Source organism: Chelatococcus sp. KU-N122, assembly GCF_055391085.1.
Map to the genome: position 1 here is coordinate 5,037,178 of NZ_AP043981.1, position 21,849 is coordinate 5,059,026.

The following is a 21,849-nucleotide window of genomic DNA, read 5'->3' on the forward strand; positions in this document are numbered from 1 at the left end:
ATGTCCAACAACCCCTTGCCCCTGACCCAGGCGGAGCTGCTCGCCGCCTATCGCACCATGCGCACGATCCGCGAGTTCGAGGAGCGGCTGCATGTGGAGTTCGCCAAGGGCGACATTCCGGGCTTCGTCCACCTCTACGCCGGCGAGGAGGCCTGTGCCGCCGGCATCATGAGCCATCTCACCGATGTCGACCGCATCGCCTCGACCCACCGGGGCCACGGCCATTGCATCGCCAAGGGCGTCGACGTGCACGAGATGATGGCCGAGATCTACGGCAAGGTGACCGGGGCCTGCCGCGGCAAGGGCGGCTCCATGCACATCGCCGACCTGTCCAAGGGCATGATGGGCGCCAACGGCATCCTCGGCGCCGGCGCGCCGCTGATCTGCGGCGCCGGGCTGGCGGCGAAGTTCCGCGGCGACGGCGGGGTCGGCGTCACCTTCTTCGGCGATGGCGCCTCCAACCAGGGCACGGTGCTGGAGAGCATGAACCTGGCCGCGGTCTGGAACCTGCCGGTGCTCTTCGTGGTGGAGAACAACGGCTACGCCGAGTCCACCTCCGTCGACTATGCGACCGCGGTCGATTCCTACGTCGATCGGGCCTCTGGCTTCGGCCTGCCCGGCGTCTCGGTGGACGGCACAGACTTCTTCGCCGTGCACGAGGCGGCGGGCGAGATGATCAAGCGGGCGCGCACCGGCGGCGGCCCGGCGCTGCTCGAGTGCCGGATGGTCCGTTTCTTCGGCCACTTCGAGGGCGACGCCCAGACCTACAAGGCCAAGGGCGAGAACGACTACAACCGGCAGCATCGCGACTGCATCAAGCTGTTCGCCGAGCGCATCATCCAGGCGGGCGTGGTCTCGGATGCCGATCTCGCCGTGATCGACCGGGAGGTCGCCACCCTCATCGATGACGCCGTCGCGTCTGCCAAGGGCGCGCCCCTGCCGACGGCGCAGGATCTGCTGACCGACGTCTACGTCAGCTACTGATCAGGACAGAACAGGTTCCGGAGGAAATCACCATGGCTCGCAAGATCAGCTACAAACAGGCGATCAACGAGGCGCTCGATCTCGAGATGCGCCGCGATCCCACCGTCATCGTGCTCGGCGAGGACATCGTCGGTGGCGCCGGCGCGCCCGGCGAAGAGGATGCCTGGGGCGGCGTGCTCGGCGTCACCAAGGGGCTGCACGCCAAGCACAATGGCCGCCTGCTCGACACGCCGCTCTCGGAAAGCGCCTACATCGGCGCCGCGATCGGCGCGGCGGCGTGCGGCATGCGCCCGGTCGCCGAACTGATGTTCCTCGATTTCATGGGCGTCTGTTTCGACCAGATCCTGAACCAGGCAGCAAAGTTCAAGTATATGTTCGGCGGCAAGGCCAGGACGCCGGTGGTCATCCGCGCCATGGTCGGTGCCGGCTTCCGGGCCGCCGCCCAGCACTCCCAGATGCTGACGCCGATCTTCACCCACGTGCCCGGGCTGAAGGTCGTATGCCCCTCCAACGCCTATGACGCCAAGGGGCTGCTGATCCAGGCGATCCGCGACGACGATCCGGTGATCTTCTGTGAGCACAAGAACCTGTACGGCGAGGAGGCCGACGTGCCGGCGGAGGCGTATGCCATCCCCTTCGGCGAGGCGAACGTGCTGCGCGAAGGCAAGGACGTCACGCTGGTCGGCTATGGCCTGACCGTGCACCGCGCCCTGCAGGCCGCGGACCGGCTGGCCAAGGAGGGCATCCAGGCCGAGGTGATCGACCTGCGCACGCTCTCGCCCATCGATTGGGACACGGTGATCGAGAGCGTCGAGCAGACCGGCCGGCTGGTGGTCGTCGACGAGGCCAACCCGCGCTGCTCGATCGCCACCGACGTGGTCGCCCACGTGACCCAACAGGCGTTCGCGGCACTGAAGGCGCCGCCGCAGATGGTGACGGCCCCCCATACGCCGGTGCCGTTCTCGCCCGCGCTGGAGGACCTTTACATCCCGTCCGCCGAGGCCATCGCCGCGGCCGCGGCGAAGACCACCTCGCGCGCCCTGGCAGCCTGAGGAGGCCTCCCGCCATGAGTGAACGGATCAAGCCGATCGTCATGCCCAAGTGGGGCTTGTCGATGTCGGAGGGCAAGGTGACCGGATGGCTCAAGCCGCCCGGCACCCGGATCGCCGTCGGGGACGAGATCGTCGAGGTCGAGACCGACAAGATCGCCGGCGTCGTCGAGGCCGGCGACGCCGGCATCCTCCGCCGCGTTCTGGGCGAGCCCGACACGGTCTATCCCGTGAAGGCCTTGCTCGGCGTGCTGGCCGACGAGGAGGTGCCGGACGCGGACATCGATGCGTTCGTCGCCAGCTATGTCACGCCGGCGGCGGACGACGACGAGGCGGAGAGCGGCCCGCGCTACGAACGGGTCGAGACGCCCGCCGGCGAGCTGCGCTACGCCAAGCGCGGCGAGGGCGCGGAGACCGTGGTGCTGATCCACGGCTTCGGCGGCGATCTCGACAACTGGCTGTTCAACATCGACGCGCTGGCTGAACAGGCGACCGTCTACGCGCTCGACCTGCCGGGGCACGGCCAGTCCACCAAGGCCATCGCCGATGCGTCGATCGCCGGGCTCGCGCGGGCGCTGCTCGGGTTCATGGATGCGCTGGGCATCGACAGGGCGCACCTCGTCGGCCATTCGATGGGGGGCGCCGTCGCCATCAAGGCGGCCGCCGATGCCCCGCAGCGGGTGCAATCGCTCGTGCTGATCAGCTCCGCCGGGCTCGGCCCGGAGATCAACGGGGACTACATCGCCGGCTTCGCGGCGGCCTCATCGCGGCGCGAGCTCAAGCCCGTGCTCGAGCAGCTGTTTGCCGACCCCGGCCTCGTCAGCCGCCAGCTCGTCGACGACCTGCTCAAGTACAAGCGGCTCGACGGCGTCGAGGACGCGCTGCGCGCGCTCGCGACGAACCTGTTCGCGGGCGGCCGGCAGAGCACGGTGCTGACGCAGGCGCTCGCCGGGCAGGGCCGGCCGGTGCTTATCATCTGGGGCGAGGCGGATCGCATCATTCCGCCCGCCCACGCCGCGGCGCTGAACGGCCATGCGCAGGCGGAGGTCGTGCCCGGTGCGGGCCACATGGTGCAGATGGAAAAGGCGGGCCGCGTCAACGAGCTGATCCTGGCGCACCTCGCCCGATCCTGACGCCCCCTCCGGGGCGCCCTTCACAGCACGGAATCACAACAGACCGGCCGCGCAGCGGACCGGCAGAGGGAGACCTATGACCATGAGCCTCAAGGACAAGAGCATCATCATCACCGGCGGCGCGCGCGGCATCGGCGCCGCCATGGCGCACGGCCTCGCCCGCGAGGGAGCCCGCGTCGCCATCGCCGACCTTTCGGCCGAGACGGCCCGGGCGACCGCAGACGAGATCCGCGCGGCCGGCGGTTCGGCCATCGCGGTTCCGGTGGACGTCCGCGAGCGCGCGAGCGTGCGCCGCATGATCGACGAGACCGTCGGCGCCCATGGCCGGCTCGACGTGATCTTCAACAATGCCGGCGTCGCCCAGACCAAGCCGTTCCTGGAGATCACCGAGGCGGACTGGCATTTCGTCAACGACGTCAATGCCCTGGGCGTCCTCATCTGCATGCAGGAGGCCATCCGGACCATGCTGGCGCAGGGCGGCGGCGGCAAGATCGTCAACACCGCCTCCATCGCCGGCAAGCAGGGCTATGAGCCGCTCGCCCACTACAGCGCCACGAAGTTCGCCGTCGTCGCGCTGACCCAGGCGGCCGCGCGCGCCTTCGGCAAGGACAAGATCAACGTCAACGCGATCTGCCCCGGCGTCGTCGCGACCGACATGTGGCACGTGATCGACGAGGGCTTCCGCGAGCACGGCCTCACGCAGAAGCCGGACGAAGCCTTCGAGACGTTCGCCGCGGCGGCTGTGCTGGGGCGGGCCTCGGCGCCGCAGGATCTCGTCGGCGTCGCCTGCTTCCTGGCGTCGTCCGCCTCCGACTTCATGACCGGCCAGTCGCTTCTGGTGGATGGCGGCATGGTGTTCGTCTGACGTTGCAGCGTTGTGCGCGCCGCTTGCAGGCAAGCGGCGCCCCGCTCCCGGACAAGAAAGGGGAATGTCATGCAGCAGGCCATTGCTGTTGCGCCGTTGCGGCTGAACGCGTCGCTCAAGGGACTGGCGCTCGTCTACGGGCTCACCATCGCCTCGTGCTTCGTCATCAATCTCATCGTCAGGGCCATGCCGATCGGGCCCTGGACCGGCAGCCAGATCGATCAGATGTTCTGGCTCGACAACGTCACCTGGCAACTGCTGGCGCTGTGGTGGGCGCTGCTGTCGATCGTCAGCGGCGGATGGCCCTTCAACGGCATTAGCGACGGCTTCAGGCGCGGCATCATGATCCTGGTCTCCTCCTGGATCATGGGATGGCTGTCGGCGAAAGCCATCTACTGGAGCGGGCTCGGCTCTGACTGGATTTTCCCGATCGTCGGATGCATCTTCTTCTTCCTGGCGTTCTTCTCTTTCGCCGGCGAGAACTGGATCGTGGCCGGCATGCGGCCCGAGCGCCAGTTCTTCATCCTGCTCATTCTGATCGGCTTCTGCACCTATGCGGTGACGACGTCGGCGGTTCGCTGGATCCCCGCGTGGTGGTTTCCCTTCGTGCAGATGGGCGCCGCCACCGGCTTGCTGGCCTACTGGACGCGCGGCATGAAGCAGCCCGCACGCGGCTTCGTTCAGATCGCCATCCTGTTCCTGACGGTGCTGGTCTGCCTGTGGATCAGCCAGAACCTCGGCATGTGGGACATGACCAAGCCCGGCGTCGGCAGCTTCTGGTCGATCGGCTACTTCACCGACGATCAGCGCTGGCTGCTGTGGTTCATGGTCGCCTGTTCGGTGGTCTACGGCGTTCTCGTTCCGCTCCAGAATTGGCCTTTCTCCCACATTTCGATGCCGTGGGGCGGTCTTGCCGCGTCCTTCTTCTGCCTGGGGCTGGCGTACTTGGTGACCAAGCTTCTCTACAGCCTCGTCGGCCCGGTCTTCGGCAGCCTCGGCGAGGCATTCACCTACGGTTACATGGGGACGAACTGGTCGTTCATGATACCGATGCTGTTCGGCTTCGGTCTCGACCAGCCATATCTTTGGAAGGGGCAGAAGACGCCCGGATCCTGGGACGACGTGGATTGATAAGGACCTGTCGGAGTGCCGGCCGCTGCTGACGCATGACGGCCCGGTGTCTGTCCGAACGATGCAAAAAACGGAGAAGCGCTCATGAAAGCTCTACGATTTCACGCGGCCAAGGACCTGCGGGTCGAGGACGTGCCCGGACCGACGGACCGGCCCGCAGCCGGCCAGGTGCTGATCAGGAACCGCTTCGTCGGCATCTGCGGTACCGATCTGCACGAATACGCCTACGGCCCGATCTTCATTCCGGTCGAGCCGCACCCGTTCACCAAGAGCAGCGGCCCGCAGATCCTCGGGCACGAGTTCGGCGGCGTGGTCGAAGCCGTGGGCGACGGCGTGACCTCGGTGAAGGTGGGGGACCGGGTCTCGGTGCAGCCGCTCATCATGCCGCGGTCCGGCGATTACTTTGCCGATCGTGGGCTTTACCATCTGAGCACCGAGCTCGCGCTCGCCGGTCTCAGCTGGGCCTGGGGCGGCATGGCGGAGTATGCCGTGCTCAACGACTACAACGTGCAGCGCATTCCCGACGAGATGAGCGACGAGGAGGCGGCCCTGGTGGAGCCGGCCGCGGTCGCCGTCTACGCCTGCGATCGCGGCGGCGTCACCGCCGGCAGCAGCGTGCTGATCACCGGCGCCGGGCCGATCGGCCTGCTGACGTTGCTGGCCGCGCGGGCGGCCGGCGCAACCCAGCTCTTTCTGTCCGACATCAACGACGCGCGGCTGGCCTTCGCCCGCAAGATCCTGGCTGATGTCGTCACCATCAATCCGCAGCGCGACAAGGTCGGCGATACCGTGCGGTCATTGACCGACGGCGGGGTCGGCTGCGACGTGGCGATCGAATGCGTCGGCAACGAGCACGCCCTCAAGGCCTGCCTCGACGCCGTGCGCAAGCAGGGCGTGGTCGTGCAGACCGGGCTGCATCCGCACGAGAACCCGCTCGACTGGTTCCAGGTGACCTTCAAGGACGTGGACATCCGCGGCTCCTGGGCCTACCCAACCCAGTACTGGCCGCGCGTCATCCGCCTGATCAGCTCCGGGCTGCTGCCGGCCAAGAGCATCGTCACCAAGCGGATCACGCTCGAGCGGGCCGTCGACCAGGGCTTCGACGCCTTGCTCGATCCGGGCGGCGAGCAGCTGAAGATCCTGATCGACCTGACGAAGTCGTCATAGGCGGCCCGTTGCGCCCGTCGAGCAACGGGTGCGGGGTCTTGACGTATCACCTTGCGAAGATGGCGGCGGCATCGGTGCGATCAGCGCCGGCGGCCGCCGCGAAGGAGCAGCACGATGACGGATACGACGGCGCAGGGCCGACTGAAGGCCATGAACACACGCTTTGCGGCGCTGGCCAAGGCGGTGCCTCAGCCGATGGGCGCCTTCCGCAATCTGATGACGGAGGCGTCCAAGGACGGGGTGTTGCCGGCGCGGTTCAAGGAGCTCCTGGCGGTGGGCATCGCCGTCCACCAGGGCTGCGCCGATTGCATCCTGTTCCATGTCGCCAGCGCCAAGACCCACGGCGCCAGCCGTGCGGAGCTTGCCGAGGCGCTGGCCGTGGCCATCGAGATGGGCGGCGGGCCGAGCGCGGTCTATGCCGGACAGGCCCTGGCCGCCTATGACGAGCTCGGCTGAGCACGCGGTCCGCGGTCCGGCCGCCTCCGCTGGGAGCGCTCAGCGGCCCATCTGCTTGGGATCATAGAAGAATTTCTCCTCGGCGATCCGCTCGCCGCGCCAGGTCTGATAGGCGATCTCGTCGAGCTTGAAGGACGCGCCGTCGAAAGGCGTGAACTCGAACGCCCAGCGGATTGCCACCTGATCGCCGTTGATGAGCGGCGGTGCCAGGCGCCGAGCGCCGATGGACTTGAAGGCGCCCATCACCTTTCGCTCGCCCTGGACGAGCACGTCGCGGCCGACCCGGGGCGGGTCGTCGTTTTCCTGCATCGATGCGGCCGGATCGTAGAAGCGCTCGATGGCCCCGACATAATCGCCGCTTTCGACGACGGCCATGAAGGCTTCGACAGTATCTTGTGCGGGCATGGTGACCATCTCCCGGGTTGAACAAGGTCTGAAGGCGCAGAGGCGGCACGGTCGCGCGCCGCGACCGACGTCGCTCCGATCGGGCCGAGTAAACCGACTGACAGTCTGTAAATAACCGACTGCTGGTCTGTAAGTCAATGGCGTTGCGCGCCGACCGATGCTATGGAGGCGCCATGGCACGGCAGGCGGAGCGGAGCGGGGCGACGCGCGGCGCGATCATCGGCGCGGCGACGGAGCTGTTTGGCCGGCAGGGCTTCGCGGCGACCACCGTCGATCAGATCGCCGGCCTCGCCGGCGTGGCGAAGGGCGCCGTCTACCACCACTATCCGACCAAGGAGGCCATCTTCGAGGCGGTGTTCGAAGCGACGACGGCCGAGGTCGTCGCCAAGGTCGCCACGGCCGCGCAGCGCGCCGGGGATGCGCTGGCCGGCATCGCGGTGGGCACCAAGGCCTATTTCAAGCTCTGCTCCGAGGGTGCCACGGGTCGCATCATCCTCGGCGATGGGCCCGTCGTGCTGGGCTGGCAGCGCTGGCGCGAGGTCGACGGCCGGCATTTCGGCGCCATGCTGCCGGCGGCGCTGCGCCGCGCCATCGAGACGAAGCTGATCGACGATCAGCCCGTCGAGCCCATGGCGCGCCTGCTGCTCGGGGCCGTGACGGAGGCTGCCGTCGCCTGCGCGACGAGCGACGCGCCCGCGCAGACGGCGCGGCGTTACACGGACGCCCTGGAGCGGTTGCTGGCCGGGCTACGGCGCGCCTCTTGACCCGTTCTCGTGCTGGCGGCGCAGCGGCGAGGGGCGGACGAGGACGTCTGCAATAGCAGATGCCTCTCCGCTTTGACCGCTGCGGCCGCCGTTTTGATCGTGGGCTTTCTGCCGCCAGCGGAGGAAACGTCTGGGGGGCGGGCGATCGGCGTTGTGGCGGTCGCGATTGCGCGTAGAGGGAGGTCATGGCCTGCGCGCGAGGCGCCGGGCTGACTGACGCGACCGAGCGGAGAGCTTTTGATGACCCCTGCCATGACCATGATGCCCATGCCCATGCCTAACATGATGCCGATGATGGGCGGCATGAGCCCGATGATGAGCGGCATGGGGCCGATGATGGGCATGAACCCCATGATGAACCCCATGATGATGGGCGGCATGATGCCCATGATGATGTGTACCATGACCTGCAAGATGACCGACACCGGCATGGTCTGCGAGATGAAGCCGATGGCCGGCATGTCGAGCGAGATGTTCATGGAGTGCTGCAACAGCATGGCCAAGATGATGGCATCGGGCATGCCGATGATGTGCTGCTGCGGCACGATGATGATGTGCTGCATGCCGGCTGCGGCCTGATCTGCGCGGATGACGCGATGGAGAGGGCCGCCACGCGGCCCTCTTCGCCGGCCGCGGTGACGGCGAGCTCTCAGCGCAGCTCCTCGACGTAGGTCATGACGAGATAGAGCACGGCCTCGGTCGAGCCGAGGTTGCGGTAGCGATGGCGCACGTCCGCGGCGAACAGCACCGCGTCGCCCTCGCTCAGCACGACCGCCGGCTCCTTGTCGACGACGATCTCGACTGTGCCCTTGACGACGATGAGATTCTCGCGCGTTCCCGGCGAGTGGGCATCGGCCCATTCGGCGTGGCGGGGCGCCACGCGGAGCTCGTAGAACTCGACCCGCCGGTCGGCATCGAAGGGGAACAGGGCCCGCGAGGTGAACTTGCCGCCCGACGACGTCAGCACCTTCGCTTCGTCCTGGCGCAACACCACGAGGCTGGCCAGATTGTTGGTGGCGATCAAGGTCGCGAACGGCACCGCCAGCGCGTGGGCGATCTTCCAGAGGACCTTGATGGTCGGCACGCTCTTGCCGGTCTCGATCTGACCGAGCATGGCGCGGCTGACGCCGGACAGCTTGGCAAGGCGCTCGAGAGAGAGCCCACGACGGGTCCGGATCCGCCTGAGGTTGGCGCCGACGGTGCCGGCGAGATCGCCAAGGGCTTCGTCGATCTCCTGACCCGCGTCCGTATCCCCGTCCTGCAGCGACATCTGATCCGTGAGTTCTGGTTGGCCATGCGACGTGCGGCCCGATCGGGCAGGCTCGCCCTACCGGTGAGCCGGGACCCAGCCTCGGCTGATTGCAGGCCGTTCCTATCGGACGGTCACGTCCAGCCGGATCGGGCGCCGGCGAGACGGTACGACGTGCTGCTCAGCCGCCGCGCGGCATCATCATCGGCGCGGCGAACGGCATCCCCATCGCGAGGCCGAACGGCGCCATCATCATCACCGGCACCCAGACAATGCCGTGTTGGGCGGCAGCCTGCATCGGAAAGCTGAAGGGCATAGTCTCGGCAGGGCGCGCCGCCGCCTCGGCACGCGCCTGCCGATGCGCCGCAAGGTCGATGACGTTGCTGCGTGAAGAAATGGCTGCGTCGCTCACGTGGCCCTCCGAACCGGAGCCAGGATTATTGGAAAGAGCGACGCATCCGACAATGGAATTGAATGTCAATCTTGCCGGGCGACAGAGAACGTTGATCCTGATCGGCCGCTAAAAAGGGAAGGTTATGTCGAAGGGAGGATCGCGCGAGCAAAACGGTACGCGCGGCCGCCATCGCACGGGTGATTGGGCCCATGTTCGCTCGGTGGGGCTGTCGACGCGGCGCCGGCCGGCGTGACGTCGGGCTCTCGCTTTTCGCCGACGATTTCTCTAAGGCGTGGCCCATGCACTGCACGATGAGGAACATCTGGATGCTGCGAATGGCCGTCCTTGCCGTCAGCGTCCCACTCGGCGGGCTGCCCGTTGCAGCGGCGGACAGCCACCTGGATCACGTCCTGAAGCGGCTCGAGCCGGATTCCCGCTTCAATCAGGTTTGCGACATGGCGGCCATGTCGGCGATCGGGAAGGCCGAGCCGGGCTTGCGGCCCGATCGGGCCATGCTGGACGCGGCCGGACCGGTCAAGCGCGTCGGCGACACGGCGACCGGCGCGGGGGCGGTGATCCGGAGCAAGGGCCACTGGTACGGCTTTTCATTCGTCTGCGAGGCCACGCCTGACCGGATGAGGGTTCGCGCCTTCGACTACAAGCTGCTCGGCGAGATTCCGCGGTCGAAATGGGAGGAGCTGGGCCTCTGGCGTTGAGCGCGGCCGCCAACAAGACCCCCTCACACCGGGCCGTCCTCAGCGATGATGTGGGGCACGAAGCGCGACAGGTTCATGGTGATGGGCGAGGCATCCTCGCGCATGCCCAGCCCGCAAGGCTCGTCGCCGACGATCCAGGCGCCGAGCACCGCGTGGCCGTGCGGGCTGGAGAAGAGATCCGTCGCCTGCTGCCGCACCCAGCGGTCCTGGCCGCCGTAGGGGCCGTCGATATGCTCCACCGTGCGGCCGCCCCGGTGCAGCGTGATGTTGGCGCCCTCGCGCGAGAACAGGGGCTTGCGCACGTAGTCCGCCAGGCCCTCGGCCCGCGGGTCGCCCTCGAAATAGGCCGGCAGCAGGTTGGGATGGCCGGGATGGCGCTCCCATAGCAGCGGCAGGATGGCCTTGGTGGACAGCATCGCCTTCCACGCCGGCTCGACGAACTGCGTGCCGGAGCGCGGGATCTTCGGCCCGAACTCCTCCGCGAACAGCCACTCCCACGGATAGATGTTGGCCAGCACGTCGATGACGAGGTCGTCCGTGTCGGTGAAGCGGTCCGCCAGATCGTGGCCGATGGCGGCGATGTCGATGAACTTGGGGCGCTGGCCGGCCTGGAGCGCGCAATCCATCATGTAGGTGATGGTGCCGAAATCCTCGACGCTGCCGCCGTCGGTGGTGAAATGCAGGATCGAGCGCTTCGGCAGCGCCTCGTAGGCTGCGATCAGCTTCTCCTGGATCGAGTTGAACTGGTCGGCGGTGTCGGCGATGATGCCGAGCGATTTCGCCTCCTCCAGCCACACCCACTGAAAGTAGGCCGCCTCGTAGAGGCCGGTCGGCGTATCGGCGTTGTACTCCAGGAGCTTGGCCGGGCCGTCTCCGCGGTAGGCGAGGTCGAAGCGGCCGAAGACGGTCGGCTCCCTGGCGCGCCAGGAGCCCGCCACATAGTCGCGGAACGGCTCGGGCACGCCCAGCCGCTCGAGCAGTTGCTCGTCGGACGAGGCCCGGTCGGCAAGGTCGAGGCACATGGCGTGCAGCTCGCGCGACGGTTCCTCGACGTCGCGCTCGATCTCCTCGAGCGTGAAGGCGAAGCAGGCCGTCTCGTCCCAGTATCTCTCGCCGTACATGTGGTGGAAGTTGAAGCCGCAGGCCTCGGCGGTCGCCTGCCAGTCCGGCCGCTCCGCGATGGCGAGGCGCCGCATCAGCTCGAGCCTCCGCCGAAGAAGTGGCTGGTGGAGCCGAAGCCCGAGCGGGCGATGGTGGTGGTGTTGACGTTCGGCGGCCGCGCGACGATGGCCCCCGCCGGACGGCTGGACGTCAGATTGCCGGAATCGCGGTAGTTCGACGGATAGTCGCGCGATCGGTACAGCGGCGTGCTGCTGGAGTAGCGGCCCCAACTGCCGCCGCCGTAATAGCCGCCCGAGGATGAGCCGCCGGATTGGTACTGATCTTGGCGCGGCGCCAGCGCGTTGCCGAGCATGTAGCCGGCCATCAGCGGCAGGAAGACCTGGCTGAACGATCCGTCCGGGTTGCGCACGGTGGTCTCGGTGCAATTGTCCACGTCGACGCCGCGCAGGCATTCGTCACGGCTCTTGAACCGCGGCGCCTTGTCCGTGTGCGCCTTGAGCGCCGCGTCATAGGCGCCGCGGCACTGGCTCTCGCTGTAGTTGGCGGCAACGCATTCGGCGATCGAGGTGAAGGCGACGCTACTGCCCGTCGGCGACGAGTCGCAGGCGGCGAGGCTGGTGGCCGCGGCCGCTCCCATCAGGGTCAGACGGACGGATGATGAACGCTTCATCGGGCCTCGTTTGCCTCCTTGGTCGATGTCGGCCGTGCTCCCGGAGGGTCTCAGGGGGTCATGCTGGCGGCGTTGATCATGCCGAAGACGACGGCGATGCCGCCGAGCCAGGCGCCGCCGACCGCGTCGGCGGCGGTGATCCGCTCGACGACGTCAGGCATCAGCAGGCGTGCGACGAAATAGGCGGCGATCTGCACGATCGCCGCGATGATCCCCCAGACGACGAAGTCCACCATATTGACGCTGAACCGCATGGCGGTGGTGAGCGGCAGCACGAAGCCCACGAGCGCGCCCAGGAAGGCGAGGACCGCGGCGAGGTTGCCCTGACGGATGAGGGCGAACTCATGGTGGGCCGTGACCTGCACGTAGGCCGTGGCAAAGATGATGACGAGAGCGCTCGCCGCGACGAAATAGATGAGAAAGGCCGGAAGGCCGCTGAGATATCCCGCCAGCATCGATGCCCCTCGTGCTCAGACCGGTGTGACGTCGGCCTTGGCTAGACCATAGCCGATCATGAAGCTGATGCTGCCCCGATCGTGCGAGGCGAGGTCGCGCTCCACCGTGATGAGCAGGTTCTCGACCAGCGTGCCGACCTGCCGACGGTAGGGCATGATCTTCTGGTGGATCAGCCGTGTGTCGCCGTCGCCGACCGTCACCTCCTCGGTGAACTCGGCGGGCTGCGCCCAGGCGGTCGTCGGCTCACCCCACACCCGCCCGAAGCGGAAGCCATCCGCCTCGAAGACCGCCGCGCCGATCCGGCCGTTCGGGCCGTCCCACGCCGCCCATTCCGCCGGCGAGGACGGAACGAGCTCGTCCCACGGATGGAACAGGGTGATCTCGCGGATACTCTCGTCGCCGGTGCCGTCGCTGCACAGCACCTGGAGGATGGTGTTGTCGTCGTCGTAGTAGCGATGGATCACGGCGGAGGCGTCGAGCGCGGCGATGCCGTGGCCGGAGATCACCAGCGTCTCGGCCGGCGGCCGCATGGCCAGCTTGTCGAGCTCCAGCTTGAGCCGCAGCAGATCGAAGCTGACGGCGCGGCCCAGCCCCAGCCCGAACGGGCCGGTCCTGGCCGGCGTCGGGCCGGGCTTGTCGCCGAACAGGCCGGTCAGGCGCTTGAACACCATGCTGCATTCCTTGTCGGGGCGGCGCTCACCGGCATCGGCGGCCGATGCCGGGGACGGCGGCCGCGCGTCTTCGCCTGCGGCCGAGTGGACGCTGGAGCGCTTCGCGATCGGGTGGAATCACCCAATCGTTGGAGAAGCGCTCCAGATTCAAAAGCTTGGAGCATGTCCCGGCCATTGGACGATCTCATCCAATGGCGAAATGCCCTGGCACGTGCCGTTGGCAGAGGGCGCCGAGTTGAGGCACAAAGGGAGCAACAGGCGACGGTGCCGGCCGCGGCGGCGTCGTGCTCGCCCAGCGGGCGGGCGGCGGAGGGGACGATAGGGCGCCGCAACGGGTGTCAGGCCGGGTTCGCTCTGAGGACCATAGGCTCAGGTTAGACAAGGTGGGGGCGATGGACAAAGGCCAATATTGGGATACCGCGGCGCTCGCAAGCGCACTCGCCGTCTGCGAGGAGGTCCTGGGCGGCAAGATGAGCATCGCCGTCGCGCCCGGGGGCGCCGGGGTGATCGAGATCACCCTGCACGAGCATGGCGACCTGGCGGTGGTCCTTGGCGTCGCCGGCCTCGAAGTGCAGGCGAGCGTGGCCCTGGTGCCGGTCGACGAGATCGCCGATGCGGCCGTCTTTGAGCACCGGCTGCTGCGCGCCAACAAGCTGCTGCCGCTGTCGACCTTCGGCATCACCGACATCGACGGCCGCGAGTACTACGAGATCTTCGGCCAGCTCAGCGCCGGTTCCGCGCTCGAGGAGATCGTCGAGGAGCTCGATACCCTTGGCCGCAACACCATCGACGCGGCCGAGATGATCGAGGCCTGGAAAGCCGGACAGACGGGGTGAGGGCGACATGAGCGTTTGGGGACGATTGTTCACGGCGGTTCGCGGCGGCGTCAACGAGACGGCCGAGGCCATCGCCGATTCGCAGACCATGCGCATTCTCGATCAGCAGCTTCGCGACGCGGAGACGGCGTTGCTGAAGGCGCAGACCGACCTTGCCGGCCTCATGGGCAAGGGCAAGCTGGCGCGCGACAAGGTCGGCGACCTCGAGCAGAAGCACGCCCGCGACATGGCCGTGCTGGAGCGGGCGGTGGAGCAGGGGCACGACCAGCTCGCCCAAGAGCTTGCCGACCGGGTCGCCCTCCTGGAGGGGGAGATCGATCGCGAGGGCGGCGTACTCGAGGCGCTGTCCAGGAAGGAGACGGAGCTGCGCGAGGCGGTGACCCGCATCCGCCAGAAGATCCAGGCGATGAAGCGCGAGATCGATACCGTCAAGGTGACGGAGTCGGTGCAGAAGGCGCAGCAGGCCATCGTCAGCCACGGCGCAGGCGCCGTGTCGACCCTGAACAACGCGGCCGCCTCCTTGCAACGCCTGAAGGAGAAGCAGGCGGCCCGCGCCGCCCAGTTCGACGCGGCCAACCAGCTGGAGGACATCCAGAGCGGCGGTGACCTCGATCGCCGGCTGGCCGATGCTGGCCTGCTGCAAGGGCCGGGCTCGGGCGCGTCGGTGCTGGCGCGGCTGAAGGCGCGGTCCGCCAACCCTGCTCTTGGTGCGCCGACCGCGACGGCCGCGCTGCCGATGCCCACGGCACGGGTGCCCGAGCAGGATCCGTCGACCTGAGGCACCGCCCGTTCCGGGCAGGTCGCAAAGGGACACTTGATCGCGGACTCGACGGGATCAGGTGGGATTTAGCGGGAATAGGCCGGCAGCCGTGGCCATGTAAGGATTTTGGCGGCGGCCCGCGGTGGGGCCGCGTTCAGGCGGCGTGGGCCTTCCGATTTCGTGTCGAGCCCGGCGGGCTCGGTCGTGGCCGGACCGTCGACGTCGGCTTTGCTGAGACGCTTGCCGACGATCCTCTCCGGAGCACCGGCGGGGGCCGCGGCGCATCCTCTCCGGCCGCTCCGTCGAGCCCGGTGCCAGGTGGCCGACTCATAATGCGCATCCGGTGCGCTCTATGAACCGGTGACCTGGGCTCCAACGCCTCAGGTCGGGAGCTGCACGGCAAATTCCTCCAATTGGGTCAGACACGTACCCCATCCCTGGAAGAATCCCATTTCTTCATGTTTTGCCCGATCTTCCGCGCTCTTATGGCGCACGAGGGCGCGATAACGCGTGCCCTCGGGCACCGGCTCCATCGTGATTTCGGCCGTCATGAAGGATTCGGCGTTCGGCCGGAACCGTGGACCGAGGCCATCAGTCCAGACTAAGCTCCGCTCCGGATCCACGACCAGAATGCACCCCGGCTTTTCCGGAAAGGCCTGCCCCTCTGGCGAGCACATGACGATATTGAACTCGCCGCCCGGTACAAGTTCGATCGCTGCCTTGACCACGCCATACGGCTTGGGCGCGAACCATTGCTTCAGAAGATCAGGCTCGGTCCAGGCGCGCCAGAGTTGGGCCGGACTGGCCTTGACCGTGCGCTCAAGGACGAGATCAAGTTGCTCATTTACGTCCACGTGCATTTTCCTTTTCAGCCAGTGTTTCGACGAATGAATCCAATTGATCCAGACGTTTTTCCCAGACTCGACGCTCCTGCTCGAGCCAACCTTGTGCCACCGTGAGCGCGTCGGGACGCAATTCGCACATGCGGACACGCCCCATTTTGCGCGAGATGACTATCTCGCTCTCTTCAAGAACGCGAATGTGCTTCATGAAGCTCGGCAGCGCCATGCGATGGCCCTGCGCAAGGTCGCCAATGCTTGCCGGCCCAGTCGCGAGCTGCGCGATCACCGCGCGACGGGTGCCATCCGATAGGGAATGAAAGACACGATCAAGGTGAGCCATGTGGCTAACTGATCGCAGCTTCCATTCCTTGTCAAGTTAATAATCCCTTTGGCTAAGTGTTCTCGTGAGGCGCAGCCGAGCGCGCAGTTTGCCTCGCCTCAAATTATATATTAAACGTCCGGTCTATTAATCGGGAGGGAGGACCACCAGTGAACGGCGGCAGCAGCTCTGATCATCGCATCGTGATCGTCGGCGCCGGGCACGCGGGCGGTGCCGCGGCCGCCCAGCTGCGCCAGTTCGGGTTCGCCGGGCCGATCACGCTGGTCGGCGAGGAAGCCCATCCGCCCTATCAGCGGCCGCCGCTGTCGAAGGCCTGGCTCAAGGGCGAGGCCGGCGCCGAGTCCCTGCTGCTCAGGCCGCTCGATTTCTATGCCGGCGCCGCCATCGATCTGCGGCTCGGTGTGACCGCCACGGCCATCGACCGGCAGGAGAGAACGGTGCGGCTGTCCGACGGCTCCGCCATCGCCTACGACAGCCTGATCCTCGCCACCGGAGCCCGGCCTCGCGCCCTCAGCTTGCCCGGCGCTGACCTCGCCGGGGTCCTGTCGCTGCGCTCCATTGCCGATGCCGACCAGCTCAAGGCCACGCTGCGGCCCGGCCTGCGGCTGGCGATCGTCGGCGGCGGCTATATCGGCCTGGAGGTGGCCGCATCCGCGCGCCATCTGGGCGCCGAGGCCACCGTCATCGAGCGGGAGAGCCGCCTGCTGGCGCGCGTCGCCTGCCCGGAGCTCTCGGCGTTCTATGCCGACATGCACCAGGCGCGCGGCGTGCGGTTCGTGCTCGGCGCCGGGGTGGACGCGCTGCTCGGCGAGGCAGGGCAGGTGAGCGGCGTCGTCTTGTCGGACGGGAGCGTGGTCGCATGCGATGCGGTGGTCGTCGGTGTCGGTGCCCAGCCCAACGACGAGCTTGCGCAAGCGGCCGGCCTCGCCTGCGACGGCGGGGTGGTGGTCGATCTGGAGGCGCGGACGTCGGATCCGGCGATCTTCGCCATCGGCGACGTGACCCGGCGCCCGTTGCCGCTCTATGCGCGCGCCGGGCGGCTGGAGAGCGTGCCCAACGCGCTGGAGCAGGGCAAGCAGGCGGCCGCCGCCATCGCCGGGCGCCCGGCGCCGGCGCCGGAGGTGCCGTGGTTCTGGTCGGATCAGTACGAGTTCAAGCTGCAGATCGCCGGGCTGCCGTTCGATGCGGACCGGGTGCTGATCCGCGGCGACGCGGCGGCAGGGCGGTTCGCGGCCTTTCACCTGCGCGCGGGAGGCGTCGTCGCCGTGGAAGCCGTCAACGCTCCGCAGGAGTTCATGGCCGGCAAGCTGCTCATCGCCTCGCGGAAGCCGATCGACGTGGCCAGGCTCGTCGACACCGCCGTGCCGATGAAGGAGGTCGTGGCATCGAGCACGGCCCTCGCCGTATGACCAGGATCGTCTTCGTCACCGCCGACGGCGGACGGCACGAGGTCGAGGCCGAAGCCGGTTTGTCCGTCATGGAAGCGGCCGTGCGCGCCGGCGTCCCCGGCATCACGGCCGATTGCGGCGGCGCCTGTTCCTGCGCCACCTGTCACGTCCACGTGGACGCGCAGTGGCTGGACAGGGTGGGCGCGCCCGAGGAGCACGAGGCGGCGCTCCTGGATTTCGCCGAGAACACCGGGCCATCCTCGCGACTGTCGTGCCAGATCCAGGTGAGCGACGACCTCGACGGGCTGGAGCTCAGCGTGCCGTAGTCGCGGCTCGGACGGTTTGGGCATTGACGTAGCCGCCGCGCACCCTCGCCCCGCGCTTGCGGCGAGAGGGTAGGGGTGAGGGGGCTTCGCCGCGTGGCGTGACCGACGGGAGCCCTCTCCGGCACCGCCCCTCACCCGGCTTGCGCCTTCGCGCAAGCCGACCTCTCCCCGCAAGCGGGGCGAGGTTCGCGGTTGGACCGCCATCCACCCTTCGACCAGCGAGCAAAGCCTCAAATCACTGTGCAGAGCGACTAGCCGACTTTCGCGAGCACGTTGGCAACGCGTGCGATCCCCTCGCGAATCTCGGCTTCGGACAAAGCGGTATAGCCGAGCACCAGCGAGCGATCGCCCAGGCGCCTATGACGGCCATATTCATGCGCCGCTGCGCCCGCGAAGGGGTAGAGGCCCACCCCGCACGTCAGCGCCAGGCGATGCATGTCGTCGGCCGCCGGAAGGTCGGGCGGCACGGTCCACATCATGTGCATCCCGCCTTCTCGGCCCGTCAGAGCGCCGCCCGGAAAGTGATGCTCGATCGCTTCGACCAGCGCATCTCTGGCGGCCATGTACGACCGCCGAATGCGCCGAAGGTGCCGCAGGAATGCCCCCTCCTTCAGGAAGTCTGCAATCACGGCCTGTTCAAGCCAGGGGGCGCCATGATCGAGCAACGCCTTAACGATGCGGCCCTGATCGAGCAGATAGCGTGGAAGAACGGCGTAGCCGATCCGGATCCCGGCCCCGATGGATTTGGAGAACGTGCCGAGATAGATCACGTGTCCCTTGCGATCGAGGCCCGCCAGAGCCGCCAGGGGAGGTCCATCGTAGCGGAAATCGCTGTCGTAATCGTCTTCGATAATATAGCTCCCCGTCCGATACGCCCAATCCAGGAGATGAAGCCTGCGGTCGAGGCTCAGCGTACAACCGGTTGGAAACTGGTGGGACGGGGTCACGTAGACCAGGCTGCCGAGGAAGCCCTCGAGCTGCGACACGATCAGTCCCTGCTCGTCCACCTCGACCGGATGAATGCCGGCGCCATAGCTGCTGAACAGGAAGGCCGCTCCCTGATAGCAGGGGTTCTCCACCGCCGCGCTGGATCTGGTGGATCCGTTCAGGAAGATGCGGGCCAGCACGTTGAGCGCGCCCTGAATTCCCGCGGTAATCATGATCTGATCGGCACGTGCATCGATGCCCCTGGTCGCCCTCAGGTGGTCGGCCACGGCCTCGCGCAGCGCGAGAAGCCCGCGAGGGTCGCCGTACTCGGTCTGCACGCCGCCGGAATAGGCCAGGTGACGGGCTATGGACCGCTGCCAGAAGCTCGTCGGGAAGCTCTTGGGGTGCGGACGTCCGACAAAGAAATCGATCTGCGGGCGTGTGCGCCTCTCGCGCCAGAGCATGGGGGCGCGCCCCGAGAAGCCGGGGTTCTTGCCGAGACGTATGCGCCGCCCCTCCTGCATGGCCGTCGGATGACCTTCGCGCAGCAGCACGGCGGCATCGGGAAGCTTGTCGTTCACGAAGATCCCCGCCTTGGCGCGGGAGGTAATGTAGTCTTCAGCGGCAAGACGCTCGTAGGCCAGCACGACGGTATTGCGCGCGATGCTCAATTGTTCGGATAAGCTTCGCGTGGAAGGTAACCGCTTCCCGGCCTTTAGCGTTCCATTGAGGATCAACGTGCGGATTGATTCGTAGAGCTGCACTTGCAGCGATCGCTGATCGGTTCGGTCGATATTGATCAGCAACTGCACTTGGCTCTCCTGCCAGCTCGACGTTCGAGACGCGGCGCGTTTGGAATTCTAAACGCCGTTCGCACGCCGGGTAGGGAGATTCGATCTGGCACCAGAAAGTTTCTTGATCGTGGCCCTACCTGGCGGCCAAGTCTGTTTTCATCCTGCTTCGATCGCCGATCAGCTTACCACAAGGAAGCCGGGAGATCAGGATGTCGATTTATCTCAGCATGCAGCGGGTGCGCTTCTCCAGCCAGGATGGATACGAGAAGTTCAAAGTCATATTCGCAGATACCCGCAATCATCTGATGAAGATGCCCGGGTTCCTCCACCTGACGTGGTGGGTGCACCCCGAGGATCCGACCTGGTTCAACGAGGTCAGCTTCTGGATCAATCGCGAATCCCTGAAGGATTGGCACATGGATATCTATCATAAACATGCCAAGGAATGGGCCTCTCACGGCGCCATCATGGAAGACATCATCACCAACTTCGAATTGAAGAACACGAGGCTTCTGCGTGTGTGCCCCTGCTGCGGTCACCTGGAAGACAAGCCCTATGAGCTTCAGGAGGAGCAGAAAGTACTGAAGGAGCCCTGTCCCAAGTGCGGCTTCAACTTTCCCGTGATGCCGGCGACGCCGAGCAGCTTCGCGGTCTTCAAGGACATTCCGATGGTCGCCGTCGACGCGGCCTCCTCCGAGATGGCCGACGCGCCCGCCTGACGGGAGAGGGCCTGGGCGAATTGGTACCCTGTCCGACCCCTGGCTTGGCCATGGCCTGGCACCATCCGAAAGACCGGAACAGGATCTAGGTCGCCGCGTCCACACGGCCCAGGCTGAATTGCGGGCTCAGTGCGTGGTCACGCCTGCAGCTCGCGCCAAGAACGAACGCTCGGAACAGCTTAGGAGAGGACAAGACATGAAGAGCGCTTCAGCCCTGACAGCAGAGGTCACGCCTCGCCCCATGGTTTACGGTGGCGTTCAGAACCCGCCGGCGGACCGCTGGGTGCCGTTCGACTGGATCGAGCCCCGTCTCGGCCGACAGATTCACGGCGAGGTCACGGTCATCCGTCCCGAAGGCGTCTCCGGCTCGCTGTCCGCCGGCTTCTGGAGGACCGGGCCGACCGCGCCGGGCGCGGCGGCCGACGGATCGCACAGGATCGTCTACTCCGCCCCTCTCGGTGACGAGACGGCCTGCGTCATCGATGGGACGGCGATTCTGACCGTGCCGTCGACCGGCCACCAATATCAGGTGGGGCCGGGCTCGATCATCAGTTCCCCCAAGGGACTGGAGGTGCATTGGGAGATCCGGGCACCGTCCTTCAAGAAATACTGGTGCATCTGGAACGGCACCCGGCCGACCGCCGCTCCCCCTAAGGAGCTGACGGTCAGCCATGCCAGCGACAATCCCGACGACTGGCAGGAGTACCACTTCACCGAGCCGAAGGAGGGGCCCCTCGTCGCCGGCGAGCTCTACTTCATCCGCACCGGGGGCTCCACGGGCACCATGATGAGCGGCGTCTGGCGGTCCGGCAAAGGCATCGCCGGTTCATCGGTCGACGCCAAGGGCGCGCTGGTGACGCCCTATACGGGCACTTTGGGCGACGAAACCATCCTGCTGCTCGAAGGCGAGGTGGAGGTCGTCGAGACGGAGAGCGGCGCCAAGCACACGTTCCGGGCGGGCGATGTGATCGGCCTGTCGTCAGGGATGCACATCACCTGGACGTCCAAGGGCCCGTTCTCGAAGAAGCTGTGGGTCATCACCCGCGACGCGCTACCGGAATAGCCGCGGCGTCCGTCGTGATGGGGGCGGTCCGCGGTTCGCCCGGACCGCCGCCATCGCGTGGCTTTCTCGCGCCTGTAGTGGCCAGATCCGGGTGGGTCACCCTCTTGAGGAGCTGGGCCTCCGGTCATGGCGTCGGCGAGCCGCAGATACGTCGGGCCGCGCTGTTCCCCGCTTCGAACGGCGCGAACCCGGCGGAGGCGGAGAACGATGCGCCGAAGGAGGACTTCTGCGGTGAGCTTAGGGGTGCGGGTTAGGAAAGCCGTATCGCTCAGACAGCGCAGCTAGAATCTTGTCTTTTTCGGAGACGAAAGCTCGTCCTCGATGGAGGCCTGTCTGATGGAGCGACGTTTCTCCTTCCGCTAGCGCAAGCAATGGGAGTGACTGGTTTTCTTCTCCGACAAGAGCAATGACCGGCAACCTCGGCCGAGGCCACGCGATCCGCTCGACATGGATCTGCCGAGCCAGTTCCGGGAACGAGACCAACACCCCTTCGATGAGGGCGCAATGCCAGCAATAGAACCGCTGCCCCGGATAGGTTAGGTCTTCGAAATCCGGGCGCAGCAGAAAAAGTTTATCGCGGCTCATCCTCGAATCCTGACGGGCTCATATCAGTAGATACCAT

At 66.9% G+C, this 21,849-nt stretch carries 27 protein-coding genes; 15 read left to right on the plus strand and 12 right to left on the minus strand.

Going from position 1 to position 21,849, the window contains the following annotated elements:
• From ACZ5PO_RS22715 to ACZ5PO_RS22745, 7 genes are all read left to right on the plus strand, one after another.
• The gene (locus ACZ5PO_RS22715) at positions 1-984 is read left to right on the plus strand and encodes a thiamine pyrophosphate-dependent dehydrogenase E1 component subunit alpha (protein WP_464184095.1); all 984 of its coding nucleotides are present in this window, start codon (positions 1-3) and stop codon (positions 982-984) included.
• Positions 985-1,016: 32 nt separating this feature from the next.
• Complete coding sequence (locus ACZ5PO_RS22720) at positions 1,017-2,036, plus strand: alpha-ketoacid dehydrogenase subunit beta (protein ID WP_464184096.1); 1,020 nt, start codon at positions 1,017-1,019, stop codon at positions 2,034-2,036.
• Positions 2,037-2,050: 14 nt separating this feature from the next.
• Positions 2,051-3,166, plus strand: coding sequence for an acetoin dehydrogenase dihydrolipoyllysine-residue acetyltransferase subunit (locus ACZ5PO_RS22725; protein ID WP_464184098.1), 1,116 nt, complete (start codon positions 2,051-2,053; stop codon positions 3,164-3,166).
• A gap of 82 nt (positions 3,167-3,248) precedes the next feature.
• Complete coding sequence (locus ACZ5PO_RS22730; RefSeq protein ID WP_464184100.1) at positions 3,249-4,031, plus strand: SDR family NAD(P)-dependent oxidoreductase; 783 nt, start codon at positions 3,249-3,251, stop codon at positions 4,029-4,031.
• Between the two features lie 69 nt (positions 4,032-4,100).
• On the plus strand, positions 4,101-5,162 hold the full coding sequence (locus tag ACZ5PO_RS22735) for a hypothetical protein (RefSeq protein ID WP_464184102.1): 1,062 nt from the start codon (positions 4,101-4,103) through the stop codon (positions 5,160-5,162).
• An 84-nt stretch (positions 5,163-5,246) separates the two neighbouring features.
• Positions 5,247-6,329: a 2,3-butanediol dehydrogenase gene (locus ACZ5PO_RS22740; RefSeq protein ID WP_464184104.1), complete on the plus strand. Its 1,083-nt coding sequence runs from the start codon at positions 5,247-5,249 to the stop codon at positions 6,327-6,329.
• A 114-nt stretch (positions 6,330-6,443) separates the two neighbouring features.
• A complete protein-coding gene (locus ACZ5PO_RS22745; RefSeq protein ID WP_464184105.1) occupies positions 6,444-6,785 on the plus strand; it encodes a carboxymuconolactone decarboxylase family protein in 342 nt (113 codons plus the stop codon).
• A gap of 39 nt (positions 6,786-6,824) precedes the next feature.
• Here ACZ5PO_RS22745 and ACZ5PO_RS22750 read toward each other — a convergent pair whose 3' ends face one another.
• Entirely contained in the window at positions 6,825-7,190 is a 366-nt protein-coding gene (locus ACZ5PO_RS22750; protein ID WP_464184106.1) for a nuclear transport factor 2 family protein, read from the minus strand.
• 173 nt (positions 7,191-7,363) lie between these two features.
• On the opposite strand from ACZ5PO_RS22750, the gene ACZ5PO_RS22755 reads away from it, so the two are divergent.
• A complete protein-coding gene (locus ACZ5PO_RS22755) occupies positions 7,364-7,954 on the plus strand; it encodes a TetR/AcrR family transcriptional regulator (RefSeq protein WP_464184107.1) in 591 nt (196 codons plus the stop codon).
• Here the strand turns inward: ACZ5PO_RS22755 and ACZ5PO_RS22760 are convergent.
• The 3 genes from ACZ5PO_RS22760 to ACZ5PO_RS22770 form a co-directional block, all read right to left on the minus strand.
• Positions 7,903-8,517, minus strand: a complete 615-nt coding sequence (locus ACZ5PO_RS22760; protein ID WP_464184109.1) for a hypothetical protein — start codon at positions 8,515-8,517, stop codon at positions 7,903-7,905. The genes ACZ5PO_RS22755 and ACZ5PO_RS22760 overlap by 52 nt on opposite strands.
• 86 nt (positions 8,518-8,603) lie before the next feature.
• Positions 8,604-9,224, minus strand: coding sequence for a helix-turn-helix domain-containing protein (locus ACZ5PO_RS22765; protein ID WP_464184110.1), 621 nt, complete (start codon positions 9,222-9,224; stop codon positions 8,604-8,606).
• Positions 9,225-9,384: 160 nt separating this feature from the next.
• Positions 9,385-9,615, minus strand: a complete 231-nt coding sequence (locus ACZ5PO_RS22770) for a hypothetical protein (protein WP_464184111.1) — start codon at positions 9,613-9,615, stop codon at positions 9,385-9,387.
• Between the two features lie 317 nt (positions 9,616-9,932).
• Between ACZ5PO_RS22770 and ACZ5PO_RS22775 the strand changes: the two genes are divergently transcribed.
• A complete protein-coding gene (locus ACZ5PO_RS22775) occupies positions 9,933-10,313 on the plus strand; it encodes a DUF930 domain-containing protein (protein WP_464184112.1) in 381 nt (126 codons plus the stop codon).
• Between the two features lie 23 nt (positions 10,314-10,336).
• Here the strand turns inward: ACZ5PO_RS22775 and ACZ5PO_RS22780 are convergent, their stop codons facing one another.
• From ACZ5PO_RS22780 to ACZ5PO_RS22795, 4 genes are read right to left on the minus strand one after another with little or no spacing between them, the layout of a single operon-like run.
• Positions 10,337-11,509: a glutathionylspermidine synthase family protein gene (locus ACZ5PO_RS22780; protein WP_464184113.1), complete on the minus strand. Its 1,173-nt coding sequence runs from the start codon at positions 11,507-11,509 to the stop codon at positions 10,337-10,339.
• Positions 11,509-12,105, minus strand: coding sequence for a DUF1190 domain-containing protein (locus tag ACZ5PO_RS22785; RefSeq protein ID WP_464184115.1), 597 nt, complete (start codon positions 12,103-12,105; stop codon positions 11,509-11,511). Before ACZ5PO_RS22785 ends, ACZ5PO_RS22780 begins: the two co-directional genes overlap by 1 nt.
• A gap of 50 nt (positions 12,106-12,155) precedes the next feature.
• A complete protein-coding gene (locus tag ACZ5PO_RS22790) occupies positions 12,156-12,560 on the minus strand; it encodes a DUF350 domain-containing protein (RefSeq protein ID WP_464184116.1) in 405 nt (134 codons plus the stop codon).
• Between the two features lie 15 nt (positions 12,561-12,575).
• Entirely contained in the window at positions 12,576-13,232 is a 657-nt protein-coding gene (locus ACZ5PO_RS22795) for a DUF2491 family protein (protein ID WP_464184117.1), read from the minus strand.
• Between the two features lie 392 nt (positions 13,233-13,624).
• On the opposite strand from ACZ5PO_RS22795, the gene ACZ5PO_RS22800 reads away from it, so the two are divergent.
• Both ACZ5PO_RS22800 and ACZ5PO_RS22805 read left to right on the plus strand, forming a co-directional pair.
• Positions 13,625-14,068: a YjfI family protein gene (locus ACZ5PO_RS22800; RefSeq protein WP_464184118.1), complete on the plus strand. Its 444-nt coding sequence runs from the start codon at positions 13,625-13,627 to the stop codon at positions 14,066-14,068.
• A gap of 7 nt (positions 14,069-14,075) precedes the next feature.
• The gene (locus ACZ5PO_RS22805) at positions 14,076-14,846 is read left to right on the plus strand and encodes a PspA/IM30 family protein (protein ID WP_464184120.1); all 771 of its coding nucleotides are present in this window, start codon (positions 14,076-14,078) and stop codon (positions 14,844-14,846) included.
• 362 nt (positions 14,847-15,208) lie between these two features.
• On the opposite strand, the gene ACZ5PO_RS22810 is transcribed toward ACZ5PO_RS22805, so the two are convergent.
• Together ACZ5PO_RS22810 and ACZ5PO_RS22815 are read right to left on the minus strand one after the other, a co-directional pair.
• Positions 15,209-15,682: an SRPBCC family protein gene (locus ACZ5PO_RS22810; RefSeq protein ID WP_464184121.1), complete on the minus strand. Its 474-nt coding sequence runs from the start codon at positions 15,680-15,682 to the stop codon at positions 15,209-15,211.
• Positions 15,669-16,010 carry an ArsR/SmtB family transcription factor gene (locus tag ACZ5PO_RS22815; protein WP_464184123.1) on the minus strand — a complete coding sequence of 114 codons (342 nt, stop codon included), beginning with the start codon at positions 16,008-16,010 and terminating at the stop codon, positions 15,669-15,671. Before ACZ5PO_RS22815 ends, ACZ5PO_RS22810 begins: the two co-directional genes overlap by 14 nt.
• A 149-nt stretch (positions 16,011-16,159) precedes the next feature.
• Between ACZ5PO_RS22815 and ACZ5PO_RS22820 the strand changes: the two genes are divergently transcribed.
• Positions 16,160-17,419 carry an NAD(P)/FAD-dependent oxidoreductase gene (locus ACZ5PO_RS22820; protein ID WP_464184124.1) on the plus strand — a complete coding sequence of 420 codons (1,260 nt, stop codon included), beginning with the start codon at positions 16,160-16,162 and terminating at the stop codon, positions 17,417-17,419.
• The gene (locus tag ACZ5PO_RS22825) at positions 17,416-17,724 is read left to right on the plus strand and encodes a 2Fe-2S iron-sulfur cluster-binding protein (RefSeq protein ID WP_464184125.1); all 309 of its coding nucleotides are present in this window, start codon (positions 17,416-17,418) and stop codon (positions 17,722-17,724) included. Before ACZ5PO_RS22820 ends, ACZ5PO_RS22825 begins: the two co-directional genes overlap by 4 nt.
• Before the next feature lie 251 nt (positions 17,725-17,975).
• Here the strand turns inward: ACZ5PO_RS22825 and pdxR are convergent, their stop codons facing one another.
• Complete coding sequence (gene pdxR / locus ACZ5PO_RS22830) at positions 17,976-19,463, minus strand: MocR-like pyridoxine biosynthesis transcription factor PdxR (protein ID WP_464184126.1); 1,488 nt, start codon at positions 19,461-19,463, stop codon at positions 17,976-17,978.
• 191 nt (positions 19,464-19,654) lie between these two features.
• Between pdxR and ACZ5PO_RS22835 the strand changes: the two genes are divergently transcribed.
• Both ACZ5PO_RS22835 and ACZ5PO_RS22840 read left to right on the plus strand, forming a co-directional pair.
• Positions 19,655-20,164, plus strand: coding sequence for an antibiotic biosynthesis monooxygenase (locus ACZ5PO_RS22835; RefSeq protein WP_464184127.1), 510 nt, complete (start codon positions 19,655-19,657; stop codon positions 20,162-20,164).
• Positions 20,165-20,360: 196 nt separating this feature from the next.
• Positions 20,361-21,227 (plus strand): cupin domain-containing protein, encoded by an 867-nt coding sequence (locus ACZ5PO_RS22840; protein WP_464184128.1) that lies wholly within the window; start codon positions 20,361-20,363, stop codon positions 21,225-21,227.
• A 237-nt stretch (positions 21,228-21,464) separates the two neighbouring features.
• Here ACZ5PO_RS22840 and ACZ5PO_RS22845 read toward each other — a convergent pair whose 3' ends face one another.
• Positions 21,465-21,812: a DUF3088 domain-containing protein gene (locus ACZ5PO_RS22845; protein ID WP_464184130.1), complete on the minus strand. Its 348-nt coding sequence runs from the start codon at positions 21,810-21,812 to the stop codon at positions 21,465-21,467.
• Positions 21,813-21,849 lie beyond the last annotated feature (37 nt).

Coding starts and splice junctions, on each gene's coding strand:
- ACZ5PO_RS22800 (WP_464184118.1), top strand. CDS start 13,625: ATGGACAAAGGCCAATATTGGGATACCGCGGCGCTCGCAAGCGCACTC.
- ACZ5PO_RS22775 (WP_464184112.1), top strand. CDS start 9,933: ATGGCCGTCCTTGCCGTCAGCGTCCCACTCGGCGGGCTGCCCGTTGCA.
- ACZ5PO_RS22750 (WP_464184106.1), bottom strand. CDS start 7,190: ATGCCCGCACAAGATACTGTCGAAGCCTTCATGGCCGTCGTCGAAAGC.
- ACZ5PO_RS22845 (WP_464184130.1), bottom strand. CDS start 21,812: ATGAGCCGCGATAAACTTTTTCTGCTGCGCCCGGATTTCGAAGACCTA.
- ACZ5PO_RS22730 (WP_464184100.1), top strand. CDS start 3,249: ATGAGCCTCAAGGACAAGAGCATCATCATCACCGGCGGCGCGCGCGGC.
- ACZ5PO_RS22790 (WP_464184116.1), bottom strand. CDS start 12,560: ATGCTGGCGGGATATCTCAGCGGCCTTCCGGCCTTTCTCATCTATTTC.
- ACZ5PO_RS22815 (WP_464184123.1), bottom strand. CDS start 16,010: ATGGCTCACCTTGATCGTGTCTTTCATTCCCTATCGGATGGCACCCGT.
- ACZ5PO_RS22795 (WP_464184117.1), bottom strand. CDS start 13,232: ATGGTGTTCAAGCGCCTGACCGGCCTGTTCGGCGACAAGCCCGGCCCG.
- ACZ5PO_RS22740 (WP_464184104.1), top strand. CDS start 5,247: ATGAAAGCTCTACGATTTCACGCGGCCAAGGACCTGCGGGTCGAGGAC.
- ACZ5PO_RS22805 (WP_464184120.1), top strand. CDS start 14,076: ATGAGCGTTTGGGGACGATTGTTCACGGCGGTTCGCGGCGGCGTCAAC.
- ACZ5PO_RS22840 (WP_464184128.1), top strand. CDS start 20,361: ATGAAGAGCGCTTCAGCCCTGACAGCAGAGGTCACGCCTCGCCCCATG.
- ACZ5PO_RS22745 (WP_464184105.1), top strand. CDS start 6,444: ATGACGGATACGACGGCGCAGGGCCGACTGAAGGCCATGAACACACGC.
- ACZ5PO_RS22760 (WP_464184109.1), bottom strand. CDS start 8,517: ATGCAGCACATCATCATCGTGCCGCAGCAGCACATCATCGGCATGCCC.
- ACZ5PO_RS22835 (WP_464184127.1), top strand. CDS start 19,655: ATGTCGATTTATCTCAGCATGCAGCGGGTGCGCTTCTCCAGCCAGGAT.
- ACZ5PO_RS22720 (WP_464184096.1), top strand. CDS start 1,017: ATGGCTCGCAAGATCAGCTACAAACAGGCGATCAACGAGGCGCTCGAT.
- ACZ5PO_RS22780 (WP_464184113.1), bottom strand. CDS start 11,509: ATGCGGCGCCTCGCCATCGCGGAGCGGCCGGACTGGCAGGCGACCGCC.
- ACZ5PO_RS22785 (WP_464184115.1), bottom strand. CDS start 12,105: ATGAAGCGTTCATCATCCGTCCGTCTGACCCTGATGGGAGCGGCCGCG.
- ACZ5PO_RS22765 (WP_464184110.1), bottom strand. CDS start 9,224: ATGTCGCTGCAGGACGGGGATACGGACGCGGGTCAGGAGATCGACGAA.
- ACZ5PO_RS22755 (WP_464184107.1), top strand. CDS start 7,364: ATGGCACGGCAGGCGGAGCGGAGCGGGGCGACGCGCGGCGCGATCATC.
- ACZ5PO_RS22735 (WP_464184102.1), top strand. CDS start 4,101: ATGCAGCAGGCCATTGCTGTTGCGCCGTTGCGGCTGAACGCGTCGCTC.
- ACZ5PO_RS22715 (WP_464184095.1), top strand. CDS start 1: ATGTCCAACAACCCCTTGCCCCTGACCCAGGCGGAGCTGCTCGCCGCC.
- ACZ5PO_RS22725 (WP_464184098.1), top strand. CDS start 2,051: ATGAGTGAACGGATCAAGCCGATCGTCATGCCCAAGTGGGGCTTGTCG.
- ACZ5PO_RS22825 (WP_464184125.1), top strand. CDS start 17,416: ATGACCAGGATCGTCTTCGTCACCGCCGACGGCGGACGGCACGAGGTC.